This is a genomic window from Paenibacillus sp. MZ03-122A (genome assembly GCF_024213325.1).
GTDB classification, from domain to species: domain Bacteria; phylum Bacillota; class Bacilli; order Paenibacillales; family Paenibacillaceae; genus Paenibacillus; species Paenibacillus polymyxa_B.
Genome location: NZ_JANAVI010000007.1, coordinates 189,001 through 201,075, shown reverse-complemented (window position 1 = coordinate 201,075; position 12,075 = coordinate 189,001). Strand labels below are relative to the sequence as shown.

General features: G+C 45.6%; 13 protein-coding genes and 1 other annotated feature. Of the genes, 6 read left to right on the top strand and 7 right to left on the bottom strand.

The window, feature by feature from the left end; genetic code table 11:
* Nucleotides 1-74 precede the first annotated feature (74 nt).
* Both NLX74_RS16935 and NLX74_RS16930 read left to right on the top strand, forming a co-directional pair.
* Nucleotides 75-1,448, top strand: a complete 1,374-nt coding sequence (locus tag NLX74_RS16935) for an N-acyl-D-glucosamine 2-epimerase (RefSeq protein ID WP_254329441.1) — start codon at nt 75-77, stop codon at nt 1,446-1,448.
* Nucleotides 1,449-1,566: 118 nt separating this feature from the next.
* Nucleotides 1,567-2,238, top strand: coding sequence for an MgtC/SapB family protein (locus NLX74_RS16930; RefSeq protein ID WP_235307513.1), 672 nt, complete (start codon nt 1,567-1,569; stop codon nt 2,236-2,238).
* A 225-nt stretch (nt 2,239-2,463) separates the two neighbouring features.
* Here NLX74_RS16930 and NLX74_RS16925 read toward each other — a convergent pair whose 3' ends face one another.
* Both NLX74_RS16925 and NLX74_RS16920 read right to left on the bottom strand, forming a co-directional pair.
* The gene (locus NLX74_RS16925) at nt 2,464-3,141 is read right to left on the bottom strand and encodes a peptidylprolyl isomerase (RefSeq protein ID WP_254329379.1); all 678 of its coding nucleotides are present in this window, start codon (nt 3,139-3,141) and stop codon (nt 2,464-2,466) included.
* 330 nt (nt 3,142-3,471) lie between these two features.
* A complete protein-coding gene (locus NLX74_RS16920) occupies nt 3,472-3,729 on the bottom strand; it encodes a YqkE family protein (RefSeq protein WP_023987317.1) in 258 nt (85 codons plus the stop codon).
* Between the two features lie 130 nt (nt 3,730-3,859).
* Here NLX74_RS16920 and NLX74_RS16915 point away from each other — a divergent pair, with 130 nt between their 5' ends.
* Both NLX74_RS16915 and NLX74_RS16910 read left to right on the top strand, forming a co-directional pair.
* Nucleotides 3,860-5,092: an MFS transporter gene (locus NLX74_RS16915; RefSeq protein ID WP_254329378.1), complete on the top strand. Its 1,233-nt coding sequence runs from the start codon at nt 3,860-3,862 to the stop codon at nt 5,090-5,092.
* Between the two features lie 150 nt (nt 5,093-5,242).
* Nucleotides 5,243-5,422, top strand: a complete 180-nt coding sequence (locus tag NLX74_RS16910; RefSeq protein ID WP_061831220.1) for an aspartyl-phosphate phosphatase Spo0E family protein — start codon at nt 5,243-5,245, stop codon at nt 5,420-5,422.
* Between the two features lie 116 nt (nt 5,423-5,538).
* Here the strand turns inward: NLX74_RS16910 and NLX74_RS16905 are convergent, their stop codons facing one another.
* Entirely contained in the window at nt 5,539-6,441 is a 903-nt protein-coding gene (locus NLX74_RS16905) for a DMT family transporter (protein ID WP_029516111.1), read from the bottom strand.
* A gap of 154 nt (nt 6,442-6,595) precedes the next feature.
* Between NLX74_RS16905 and NLX74_RS16900 the strand changes: the two genes are divergently transcribed.
* Nucleotides 6,596-7,456, top strand: coding sequence for a TrmB family transcriptional regulator (locus NLX74_RS16900; RefSeq protein WP_069291267.1), 861 nt, complete (start codon nt 6,596-6,598; stop codon nt 7,454-7,456).
* Nucleotides 7,457-7,541: 85 nt separating this feature from the next.
* On the opposite strand, the gene NLX74_RS16895 is transcribed toward NLX74_RS16900, so the two are convergent.
* The 4 genes from NLX74_RS16895 to NLX74_RS16880 all read right to left on the bottom strand — a co-directional run bounded on the left by NLX74_RS16895 (nt 7,542) and on the right by NLX74_RS16880 (nt 11,555).
* Nucleotides 7,542-9,152 carry a DUF1593 domain-containing protein gene (locus tag NLX74_RS16895; protein ID WP_254329377.1) on the bottom strand — a complete coding sequence of 537 codons (1,611 nt, stop codon included), beginning with the start codon at nt 9,150-9,152 and terminating at the stop codon, nt 7,542-7,544.
* Between the two features lie 236 nt (nt 9,153-9,388).
* Nucleotides 9,389-10,471: a bifunctional 3-deoxy-7-phosphoheptulonate synthase/chorismate mutase gene (locus NLX74_RS16890; protein WP_013309063.1), complete on the bottom strand. Its 1,083-nt coding sequence runs from the start codon at nt 10,469-10,471 to the stop codon at nt 9,389-9,391.
* Between the two features lie 87 nt (nt 10,472-10,558).
* Nucleotides 10,559-10,830, bottom strand: a binding site (T-box leader).
* A 193-nt stretch (nt 10,831-11,023) separates the two neighbouring features.
* Complete coding sequence (locus NLX74_RS16885) at nt 11,024-11,203, bottom strand: hypothetical protein (RefSeq protein WP_254329376.1); 180 nt, start codon at nt 11,201-11,203, stop codon at nt 11,024-11,026.
* Nucleotides 11,204-11,294: 91 nt separating this feature from the next.
* A complete protein-coding gene (locus NLX74_RS16880; RefSeq protein ID WP_061831212.1) occupies nt 11,295-11,555 on the bottom strand; it encodes a hypothetical protein in 261 nt (86 codons plus the stop codon).
* 183 nt (nt 11,556-11,738) lie between these two features.
* On the opposite strand from NLX74_RS16880, the gene NLX74_RS16875 reads away from it, so the two are divergent.
* Nucleotides 11,739-12,026 carry a hypothetical protein gene (locus tag NLX74_RS16875; protein ID WP_023987328.1) on the top strand — a complete coding sequence of 96 codons (288 nt, stop codon included), beginning with the start codon at nt 11,739-11,741 and terminating at the stop codon, nt 12,024-12,026.
* Nucleotides 12,027-12,075: the final 49 nt, after the last annotated feature.

Below are 12,075 nucleotides of genomic sequence, written 5' to 3'. Positions count from 1 at the left end.
GGAGGTGGATCGAATTGAGCTATAACGCAAATGACCGACCCGAATCGACAGACGCTATAGCACTGACCGGAAAAATGAAACCGTGGGCACTAAGCGGCCCCAGTATTCAAATCGATCCGTTGTTTCCCTATTACGCCAACCGTTCGCGGGACAGTATAGCAGATGAGATCGCCCTTGCGGGCTACCAGACCGTTCATTATTTTGTCGTACGTGAAAATGAAGTGGATGGAGCGCTTGTTGCTGCTTTTCAACGCAGAGGCATAGCGGTGTGGGCAATGGTGCTAGGCAACGGCTCTTTTGGCGTGTCCCAGCTACCGCCGGAGTGGAAAGAATGGCGTATGGAGCTGCTGCGCGAACCGAACGACGGATTTCAGCGGCTTTCGCATTTTGCCCAGGAGTATGTGGAATGGAAAAAGAAAGCCGCTGCCCGGCTCGTCACCGACATTCCGTTCGACGGGTTCGAGGTGGCAGAGCCTTATTTCCCCGAATGGAACGGGCTGCGCAGTGGAGTGTACGGGGATATTGGGCCGCATGCACAGCGTGCCTTTCGCGAGCGCAGTGGTGAGAACATTCCGGATTTCCGCAACAAGCATGCGCGAAATTACTACCGGAAGGTTCCGAACCTGTACGCGCAGTGGGTCGACCTGCGCGTGGACGCCGTGAACGGCCTGATCAGCGAGCTGGTGAACGGCGCAGGCGGTGTGCGCGATGTCCGGCCGGACATCTGCGTGGCGACATGGTCGCTTGCTGTGAGCGGGCGCGGCGATGTTCCCGGCCAGCTGCGGGAATGGCAGGGTCTGGACGCGGTAGCCATGATCGGGTGCGTCGCCCCGGATATGCACGTAATCCAGACCCATTGGCCGGACTGGATGCGCCGCCGTCTGCCGCCACAGTATATTCGCGGCTACGCCCGCATCGCGCAGTCGATTCGCGCCGCTTATCCGGGCCTGCCCCTCGGGGTGCAGGCGGATATCGGTTCGCTCGCGCGGATGGTTCGAGACCGCGAATGGACGCGGCGGTTCGGGGCTACCGCCCTGGAGGGCGACTACGACGCCTGGACCGCCTATGAATACCATTTGGGTGGTTACATGTACGATGAGCCGCCCAAACCGCTAAGGGCGGAACGTTCAGCCGAAGATGAGGTGGTTATTTCTTTCAACAAGCGAATTGCCACGCCGTCTGTAGATGAGCTGCGTATTTGGAGCCGGGAGGACAGAGCAGGTACAACATGCGACCTGAGCCGCCACCTAAGGAACGATTCACTAACGCTGCTGGAGCTTGTGGATGCCGTAGCAGACGGAAACCGTCTATTGCTGCGTGTACGCAATTTACCAGCGGGGGCGTTCAGCTTGCGCCTTGATGGTGTGCAGGATACACCGCAGCTATGGCTGCTCAAGGGAAGGAAGGCACATCGCAATCTGCCAGAGGATGAAGTGAGGGTTCCTTAAAATTTGGGTAATAACAAAATAACAGCTGTATAAATGGCTCATTTGCCGTAGCATTTTTGAATTGTATACTTTGAGGCAACATCTTTCAAAACATAAACTATAGTGGAGTGAAAAAAGTATGTGGGATTGGGATTATCTGATTCGGGTTATGTTTGCAGGATTATGCGGCGCGTTAATCGGCTATGAGCGCAAAAGTCGGATGAAGGAAGCGGGCATTCGCACGCATTTCATTGTCGGTATTGGCGCAGCGCTCATGATGGTGGTATCCAAATATGGTTTTCAGGATCAAGCCGTCTGGTCTAACCTGTCGCTGGACCCTTCCAGAATAGCAGCACAGGTTATAAGTGGAGTAGGCTTTATCGGCGCAGGGATGATTTTTACACAAAAAAATAGAATTAAAGGACTGACCACTGCCGCAGGCATCTGGACTACCGCCGGAATCGGTATTGCCGTAGGTGCAGGGATGTATGGGATTGGTGCAGGTGTAACGTTGTTTATTTTAGCGGCTCAGTCCTTGCTCCATAGTCGTTTTTATCAGATGGCTACCCCGTCCACGCAACAAGTAGTTGTTCAGGTCGACAATGAGCCGGGCGTACTGAATCGGATCAAAGAACTGCTGAAGCACAAGAAGCTGACGATTCACAGCTTTCACGTCGAGCGCATCAATAACAGTGAGCAGTTGGTTATTCATATGCTCTTAAAGCTGTCCCGGTCAGAGGGAGTGGAGGAACTGCTGTCACTGCTTCAAGAGATGGAAGGTATTCGTTCAGTCGAGACCAAGTCCAATTAGACGAATTTACTGCTCATACAGTAGCTTTTTTGTCGAACGCTGACGGCTTTTATAACGAAAAAAACTTTAGAAATAATGATTGAAAACGCTTCCTTTTGTGTATATACTCTTACTACATCATAGAGGTAGCAGCTTAGAGAGCATCAAGGGATAAGCAAAAACGACCTCATGCGTATGCACAAGGTCGTTGCTGTTATCCCGATTTGAAAGACTGATTTGAATGTCTTACTTTACTTTGACTGGAGCTGGATATTTTTTACCCAGCGTATCCACAGTGACTTTTTTCATCGTAGCCGGTTGGATCGGTTTGTCATTGCTATCCCGTTTGGAATTGACGATAGCATCGACCACATCCAACCCGGACGTTACTTTACCGAAAGCGGCATATTGACCGTCCAGGTAGTCCGCATCGGCAACCATGATGAAAAATTGCGATCCGGCCCAATCCAGATCCGCTGAGCGGGCCATGGATAATACGCCGCGTGTATGTTTGAGTGTATTGTTAACACCATTGCTCTTGAATTCGCCTTTGATACTGTAGCCGGGGCCACCTGTACCGTTACCTTGCGGATCACCACCCTGAATCATAAAGCCTGGGATAACACGGTGGAAAATGGTACCGTTATAGGCTCCCTTTTGCACTAAAGAAATGAAATTGTTAACCGTGTTCGGTGCTACTTCCGGATACAGCTCAAGCTTAATTTTCTTGCCATCATTCATGACAATTGTGACAATCGGATGGGAAACAGCCTTGTTCTTGTCTTTAGTCGCAGCAGGAGTTGTAGTGCTTGTCCGGCTGGCAGCTTCCACATCGGCCGCTTTTGTACCGCATCCAGCAACCAGCACGAGCATGATGGCCAGTAGAAACAGCGTGTACCATGGGCGTATCGTTTTTCGGTTCATTGATATTCCTCCTGAAAGGTTGGATGGTGTAACATCCTAATTTAAAGTTTGGGGGCAGCGCAGAACACTTTTCCTTTTTCTATCATACCTTTTTTGCTGGGGATAAGGAAATACGGGTTTGAAAGCCGTATTCTTGACCCATACTGCTGCTATTCCCAAGGAAAGGGGCAGGATCATGATGGAGGTAGACAAAAAGCTGGCAAAAGGTCTCATATGGGGTATGGCGTTCAGTCTGCCGGTTTGGGTAGGGGTGCTGTACTCAGTACAACATATTCGTGACTGGCTATAACATAAAGCGTAAAGATAGGCCAAAACCGTTATGGTTTTGGCTTATTTGTATTTGTGCCAGTCCAAATTGCTGTTATTCAGCAGATGCTCAAAGTTGTTATCTAGCTTCTTCTGTTCAGCTTTTTTTGCTTCGACGGCACGCTGCCGTTCGTCTTCTTTACGCTTGTCCTGTTCTGCTTGGGCTTCATTGGCTTGAGCCTTAAGTTTATTCAGCACATCCTGACTCAACAGATCCTTTAACGTAGCAGGTTTGTCCTGAGCCGCAGGAGCAGGGGAAGACGAATTTCTCTTCTTAGCCATGTCATCAACTCCATTCCATTCGATTATATCAGCTTCTTCACGGTTGTTCCACGATTGAAGGATGAGGGGGCGGTAGACTTTTCTAATTTAGAGGGTAATAATGGAATGAGCAGAAGGGACGTGTGGCATCATGCATCTATATTGGAAGCGAAATCTGGTCATTTTGTGGATTGGAGTATTGTTTTGCAGCATGGCCTATTCCGTGTCTATTCCGTTTTTACCTATATTTCTGAATACGGAAATGGGTGTAAATGATCATCTGGAACTGTGGTCGGGGATTGCCTTTGGAGTCACTTTTCTAGCCAGCGCGCTGATTGCCCCATTTTGGGGTTCGCTTGCAGATAAGTATGGACGTAAGCCGATGCTGATTCGTTCAGGCTTTAGCCTGGCGGTGTTGTACCTGATATGTGCTTTGGTGACAGATCCATATGTGTTCGTAGGAGTACGGTTGTTTCAAGGTCTACTATCCGGGTTTATTCCTGCTGCGATTGCGTTGGTCGGAACAGGTTCGCCTGAGGAGAAAACCGGCTATGCACTCGGTATTATGGCGACCGCTGGGGCGACAGGCAGCATTATAGGTCCGTTAATTGGCGGTGTGGTGAGCCATTATTATGGCAATCGGAATGCCTTTTTTTTCTCTGCGGCTCTTGTACTGGTATCTGCGTTAATCGCGACCTTTGGCGCTAGAGAGGACAGCTTCAAGGGAACCAGTACCCGCTCGCATGTTCGTGATGATATCAAGGAGGCTATTGCTAATCGGCCTTTGTGCTTTTTGCTTATTCTGGCGGGGTTAAGTACCTTTTCCGTCATGATATTGGAACCGTTAATTACGGTGTATGTGCTTGAAATGGGAGTTGACCGTAGCCAGGCGTCTTTAAGTTCCGGGATTGTATTCTCAGCCGTAGGCATCGCGGCGGTGCTGATGGCCCCCCGATGGGGACGGATTGGAGGACGGACCGGATTTGCACACGTGCTGCTGATTGGGCTGATCGGTTCGGGAATCGGGAATATCTTACAATTTTTTATAACCAACTTTGTTGGTTTTGGTGCGCTTCGGTTTGGATATGGATTGTTTTATGCGTCCGTCATGCCTGCTATCAATGCGATGACTGTGGAGGTCACCAAGCCGGAGTTTCGCGGACGAGCCTTTAGCTTGAACCAATCAGCCACTCAACTCGCGACAATGGCAGGGCCGTTGATTGGCGGCATGCTTGGCAGCTGGATGCCGATCCGCTGGATCTTTGTGTTAAACGGTGGCATACTGCTGCTTGCAGCGTTGTTGCTAGGGGTGAAGGAGAAAAACGTGTTCCCGGTTTCAGCCAAGAAGAACGTCACGGATCAGGATATTCATTCTGCCGGATAAGCGAATCACACAGGATTGTCGAAGAGGACAACCTTAGAGCCCTTAGAACAGGTCTTTTTTTGTGTTATTAGATAATTATCCCAAACCTTTACTTTTAGTATACTTATTCATAACCCTCTACACTGATAATATGACAAGGAGGGATATATTATGATAAGAGACGACATTTTGTGTCAACAGCTTGAGAAAGCTCGTCAAAAGCTGTATATTTTGCAAGCAAAACATGGTTTTAATCATGCCAGTGTGCTCAGACAGTCTGTAATTATGGATAACCTCATCAATCAATATAACCACCTTTTTTATATAAAAGAAAAAAAGCCAACTGCATAAATGGAACCGATGGGCGAGAAACTTTTGGTGAGGTCACTCGCCCTTATATTGGAGCGCTGATACTTATCACAACGATGCTTGTCTTAACTTTTATAACTAGTGTGCAACCTTTCATTTTAGGTACGGTTTGTTTGATGTGCACTCAGTAAAACACCGATAATAACGACCAAACCACCAATGATTTGGCGCCATGTAATCGTTTCTTGCAAAAGCAACACAGAAAATAAGACTCCAAATATCGGAACCAAATTCATCAGAGAAACGGAACTACTCGGTGACAGCTTGATTAATCCGTAATTGTAGAGCAAAAATGCGATAACGGAGCAGAATACACCTAGATATACTAACAACATAAACGATCCGGTTGTCGGAACCTGCCAACGATCCTTTTCTAATAGAGCCAACGGTATGAAAAAGATACTCCCTGCAACGGTTTGATAAAAAGATAACGTCACAGGCGGATATTTGTCCACAACCTTGCGCGTCATGAAAGTGTAAAACGCCCACGCAAAACCCGTCCCGATTAATATTAAATTTCCGATTAGTTGATTCTTACTATCCGAACTTTCGCCAACCGAAGTCAAGAAATATACCCCGATCATGGCCAGTGCTATGCCGCAAATTTTATATTTGGATATTTTCACTTTATACAAAATAAGTTCAAGCAGCGACGTAATTGCGGGATATGATGCAACAATTAATGCTGCGTTGGAAGCGGTAGTCAGGCTAACCCCTATATTCTCCATTGAAAAGTAGAGAGTGATCCCCAAAACACCACTAAACGAAATCGTAGCCAAATCTTTTGGCTTTACTTTGACATGTTCTTTTTTAATCAGCAAAACGATACCTAGCACAACGGAAGCTATAATAAATCTGGATAGACCCAAGGTAAGAGGGGGAAACGTCGTGTAGGCTGCTTTGGTGGCAATAAACGATGTACTCCAGATCAATAGGGCTAGAATCGTAGAACCGTAGTAAATGCGGTTGCTTTCGCTGTGATGAGCTATGACTTTGTTCAAGTTAAATCCTCCCTGAAGCAATTCCCTGTGAAGTATAATAGTTGCTACTATAGTGACTACTATAAAAACGTTACTAAAAAGATAGTGTGTATATCAGTTTTTGTCAAGGGGAAGTGATATAGTAAGGATGAACACGAATTGAGGAGAAGACGTCATGAAACCAAAACCAAATATATTAGAAATTCTACGAGATTTGAATTTTAGTGAATATGAAGCCAAGGCTTATGTGACCTTATTGGAAAGCTCTCCACTTTCGGGATACGCCGTTTCATTGAATTCCGGGGTACCGAGATCCAAAATTTACGAGGTTTTGTCTGGAATGGTTAACCGTGGGGATATCATGGTCAGTCAAGAAAATACGCCTCTATATGTGCCGCTTCCGCCACATGAATTGATTGCTCAGAGAAAACGCAAAGCAGAGCAGATTTTCAATGTGGCGCAAGAGAGTTTGGAGCAGTACACAGCATCATTTCAAAATAGAGAGAATATTTGGAATATTTCGGGGTATGAAGCCATTATCAATCGCATAAATGAAGGGGTAAAGGGAGCAAAACACCGAATTTTATTGGAAATTTGGAAAGAGGATGCCGAGGTGTTCCGAGATGCCTTAGAGCAAGTCGCTCAACAAGGAATTGAAGTGATCATTGTAGCGTATGGGGAGCTTAACTTTGATTTCGCTACTGTTTACCGCCATGATATGAGTGAGGAGATTACGTCTGAAATTGGTGGTCGGTGGATTGTACTTAGCATAGACGACCGGGAGGTCGTAGCTGGCATACTTTCACTTGGTGATGACAGCCGCGCTGCATGGACGTTGCATCCGGGGCTAGTGATGCCGATTACTGAAGTGATTATTCATGATATTTATATCATGGAAATCCTATATGAGTTCCGTGAACAATTAGAGGAGAAATTCGGCCCTAATCTAATTCATCTTCGCAATAAATTTGCTATGGGTCCGAATGGCAAAGGATATTATGTTCCTTTGACTGAAAAAAGCATTAAACGTGTATAGAGATTGTCCGAGGTTCGATGTGCAAAAATAAACAGGCCCATGGAGTGTTATTCCATGAGCCTAATTTTATTGATGTTGTGTTCTATTATTTTACGATTATAATCACACGTTGATAATGCTTTAAAGGATGTTTACCATTGTCCTGTACCTCTGCAATGATATGAATCGTATTTCCAGACTTAGCATCTGCTGGAACTGTGAAACTTGCTGTATTTGTGTCACTTCCTTGCAAGTCAATTGTGTTTACTTTCTCGCCTTTAGCTACTTCTCGGTGAAGCCCAAGCTGCATTTCTCCCAGCAATTCAGGTTTAACTTGTGCGGGTTTTACTTTAGAATCTTCATACGTGTCGGCTTCAAAATATCTCCACCATTTGTAAGTCAATTGATCACCGTCTGGATCTGCACCTTCTGCATGCAGGGTTATTTTCTCCCCTGGGCTAGCGGTTAGGTCTAATCCTTCTTTAATGGTCAATGTTGGATTATGGTTGGCATCTTTGTAGTCGGACGCAATAGCCCAATCTGCACGAGCAGCAAAGTCATTTTGAATATCATCAAACCAACGCATCAAAGAATATTCTGCTTCGAATTTTTTCGTATGCACATCATAATCTAACACAGTATTTCTAAACAATTTATCGTTAACGACACCGAAACGACCTCCCCAGCCACCATAGGTTGGGTTTTCCATACTCCGCAATCCGTTATCAATTAAATAGAAGAAGGATGGAGAATCACCTTCAGAAATAAAGTCATACTTGTCGTATTGTGGATTTTTCTTTAAGTAGGCTTCACTGCCTCTTTGTTCTTCATCCAACTCACCTTTGATGATATTGCCATCGCCCATCAAGGCATACATATTGAGCAACTTGCCATGACCCTCTTTAATATTTTTGAAATTCCATTCCCCGTGCAACTTGCTGTTTACTTCTTCTGTGTGCATTTTCCAAGCATAAGCGAAATGCCAGAAGTTAGATTGATCATTAATAATTCTGATGTCAGGCCAATTTTTAGCGATGTAATTATTGTAGCTATCGTCCTGGTCCAGAATGATGTACAGTACGAGTTTATCACTTACTTTTTTACGAATCGTTTCCCATTGATCTGTATTTTTATATTCGTCTTCAATGGACTTTAAAGCCCTGGCCGTGGTATTGGTTCCACCCCAAGTCTGTACGTATAAATCTCTTTTGTCATCGTCCAGGAAAAGCGTTTTAAGGAAATTGGAGCCTTCCGTTTCTTTGTCCATTTCACCTTTATTTGAAATGTTACCTATTTTGGTAACGCTCTTGATATATTCAGGCTTTGGATATCCCTCGGCATGTTTAATTAAGTTGGGATAAATCTCTCCGTAGGCATCAATCATGTCCGTTACCCATTGGGTTCCGGTCCATCTAAATGGTTTGATGCCAGCTTTTTCATCACCTGCATAATGATATACAGAGCTAGTCAGTACAATCCCCGACAAATCCATTTCATTGGAGTAAAGAAGAAAGCGAATGACAGAGTTCATATCATCTACTTCTCCATCGGTAGTGATCACCGTTCTGGCCTTGGTAATTTTATTTTCCGTTTGTTTTTCTGTTGGAGCAGCGCTTTCATCTTTCACAATGGCGGGCGCCTTACCACTGCAACCACTGATGATCAGAATACATATCATGGCTAATAGAAAAATGCTTAACCCTTTTCTTTCTCTCATTTCTGTTCCCCTCCCTGAACGTTCCTATGATGTTTTTTGTGGATTATAACCATGTAGGTATTCTTTTTATTCAAGAATTAGGCATAAAAAAAACCTAAACATATATATGTCTCAACAAAAGTCGAGCATATATACATTTAGGTTTTGCCTGCATGATCAGTCACAATCCTGATCCAATTTTACATCATTATCTGAGGAAATGAAAGCGGTTTATGAATGCCGGCATAAAATTAGTTTTACGCTTTGAATAAACCGGATTCTTTGACTTCAGACAGGAAGTTGTGGAACTCAGGAATGTTCAGCTGTTGCTGAGCATCGGACAAAGCGACTGCCGGGTTCGGGTGAACTTCCACCATGATACCGTCAGCTCCAGCAGCTAGGGCAGCTTTGGCGCAAGGGGCCAGGATGTCCTTACGTCCTGTAGAGTGAGTCACGTCCACCAATACAGGCAGATGGCTTTCCTTTTTCAAAATCGGAACAGCGGAAATATCCAGCGTGTTACGCGTCCATTTTTCGTACGTACGAATACCGCGTTCAATCAGCATGACTTGCGTGTTACCACGGGAAACGATGTATTCAGCAGCATGAAGGAACTCTTCCATTGTGGCAGCCAGTCCGCGCTTGAGCAGAACCGGAGTTCTGGTTTCACCAGCAGCTTTAAGCAATTCAAAGTTGTGCATGTTGCGCGCACCAATTTGAATAATGTCGATGTATTGGATCGCTTCCTCCAAATGTCTTGGATCGACGATTTCACTGATTGTAGCCAGCCCGAACTCGTCGCCTACACGTTTAAGAATTTGCAGTCCTTCCACGCCCAGTCCTTGGAAATCATACGGGGACGTACGTGGTTTGAACGCACCACCACGTAGAATTGGCACACCGGCTTCCTTGAGAGCCGCACCTACTTCGCGAGTTTGCTGGTAGCTTTCCACCGAGCAGGGACCTGCAACCATAATGGAGGCTTTGCCGCCCACCAACGTATCTTTAACCTTGATAACTGTGCTATCCGGTTGATTTTTGCGGCTGACGATCAGATGTTTTTTGTGTTCTTCTTTTTGATAGTTCAAAGAAGCCTTGAAAATATTTTTGAACAGCTGGCGAATCGTAGCATCGTCAAATGGTCCACGGTTAGCCGCGATCAGCTTGTCCAGCATTTGTTGCTCGCGTACCGGATCAAAGTCAGGTACCCCTTGAGCTTCCTTCAATTTTCCAAGTTGTCCCGCCAGTTCAGCGCGTTGGGACAGCAACTCCAGCAATTGCAAATTTGTAGCATCGAGCTGTTCACGCAGCAGCTCCAAAGAATTTTCATTTGTAGACATACAGTACACCCTTCCCGAATTTAAATTTGTTTTTTCTGTTAGCCCATGGACTTTTTTTGCAGAAAATAACACAAAAAGGCATTCGCCGCAAGGGACGAATGCCGTGGTACCACCCTAATTACAGAAGTATACATACGAATCGTCAACGTCGTTCAGTCGACGGCAGTAACTTCTGAGCTTGATGCCCGTAACGGGGGCTTCCGGAAACCTCTACTGCGGACAAAGGAATGAATCCTTCTGTCGGTTCAAGGCTCGACTCGGGAGTGAATTTCAACGCGGGATTGCGGTACGCTCTCAGCAATTCGTACCTTTCTGTGGGAATCCGTTAAACGTCTACTTGTCTCCGTCGATGTCTTTGTTTATGGTATTCAAAAGATTTGACCTTATTTTAAACAAAGTAGGTGCAGAAGGCAAGCCCTGATTATCAGGTTCATGTTTTTGCCCTTTAATCGCTCCTTTGCAACATGTGAAGTTCAAAAGGGTGCTCCTCAAGCCATGTGTATCATTTGTGTGGCTTGAGGAGCACCCTTTTTGCATTCTCTATCTGTTCTTTCATTTTCCTTGATCCCTGGGTTCGGGCTTCGCAGATGCGACTCCTCGTGGGTTATCTTCGGCCGAGATATCATCTGTAATTGTCTTGTCCGCAGACCTGCGGTCATCCTCTTCCACGGGATTCAACGTTTTGTAGCGCTTATACTCCATATCGGCTTGAGACATCGGATCTTTATACATAGGAGATCAGTCAACTCCTTTCGGTTATACACTTCATTACCCGCATAGCAGAATAGGTAACCGTTGTCTTTCACCCGATAAAATGAAGTGTTTAATCCAGCATATCGTCGCTGTCCAGTTGCTCTTCTTCGTCCCCATCGGTACCATTCAATAAATCGGTACCATGCAGGAATTCGGCAGGAGCAGAAGGGTCAACAGGACTGTTCGGTGTCAGTTCATCGGCATCTGGGACGTCTTCGAGAGGAGTATCTGGGCCCTCGGTTAGATTCTCCCAGTTGGTTTCTGCATTTTGCAGAGAAGGCTCAAAATCATTGTCATGTAGCTCATTAACTCGATCATCACGATTGGCCATGTTGCTCAGCTCCTTTACTTTTTGTTGCTTATTCCGACCTTACCCAAACAGTAGAACGGCTAAACCTTGAGTTAGTGTGTCTGTAGGAAGTTAAAATCATGCGAATAGGGATATGCCCATTCTCAATTAGCGTTTTTTTGGTAACTGCTGTGATATGATAAAGAGGATAGGGAGGGATATGAATTGGAATGGTACATGTTTGGTCCGATGATTAGTCGTATCCGAGTAGGTCAAAAGGCATCTACCCCGGGATTTTCCCGTACCCTCATTCGGCGCCCGGAAGGCTTATACTGGACAGATGGCGGACAGGCTGGAAAAATAGTAGAAATACGCGATTATTTATTTTCCGATATTTGGACGATCTATGAGGATGAAGATTGTGAACCATGGTTGGGGCTTAGAGAGCAGAAGGAGCGGCGCGAACAGGAAATGATCATTAATCAATATGAAGATTTTACAAAAAATGAGTAAAAAGAACATGATACCCTACTAATGAAGAAGGTATGCACATCATCGTATA

What these genes read in the sequence shown, in the direction of transcription:
- NLX74_RS16935 (WP_254329441.1), top strand. Translation starts at nt 75, where the DNA reads ATGAAACCGTGGGCACTAAGCGGCCCCAGTATTCAAATCGATCCGTTG.
- NLX74_RS16930 (WP_235307513.1), top strand. Translation starts at nt 1,567, where the DNA reads ATGTGGGATTGGGATTATCTGATTCGGGTTATGTTTGCAGGATTATGC.
- NLX74_RS16925 (WP_254329379.1), bottom strand. Translation starts at nt 3,141, where the DNA reads ATGAACCGAAAAACGATACGCCCATGGTACACGCTGTTTCTACTGGCC.
- NLX74_RS16920 (WP_023987317.1), bottom strand. Translation starts at nt 3,729, where the DNA reads ATGGCTAAGAAGAGAAATTCGTCTTCCCCTGCTCCTGCGGCTCAGGAC.
- NLX74_RS16915 (WP_254329378.1), top strand. Translation starts at nt 3,860, where the DNA reads ATGCATCTATATTGGAAGCGAAATCTGGTCATTTTGTGGATTGGAGTA.
- NLX74_RS16910 (WP_061831220.1), top strand. Translation starts at nt 5,243, where the DNA reads ATGATAAGAGACGACATTTTGTGTCAACAGCTTGAGAAAGCTCGTCAA.
- NLX74_RS16900 (WP_069291267.1), top strand. Translation starts at nt 6,596, where the DNA reads ATGAAACCAAAACCAAATATATTAGAAATTCTACGAGATTTGAATTTT.
- NLX74_RS16895 (WP_254329377.1), bottom strand. Translation starts at nt 9,152, where the DNA reads ATGAGAGAAAGAAAAGGGTTAAGCATTTTTCTATTAGCCATGATATGT.
- NLX74_RS16890 (WP_013309063.1), bottom strand. Translation starts at nt 10,471, where the DNA reads ATGTCTACAAATGAAAATTCTTTGGAGCTGCTGCGTGAACAGCTCGAT.
- NLX74_RS16885 (WP_254329376.1), bottom strand. Translation starts at nt 11,203, where the DNA reads ATGTATAAAGATCCGATGTCTCAAGCCGATATGGAGTATAAGCGCTAC.
- NLX74_RS16880 (WP_061831212.1), bottom strand. Translation starts at nt 11,555, where the DNA reads ATGGCCAATCGTGATGATCGAGTTAATGAGCTACATGACAATGATTTT.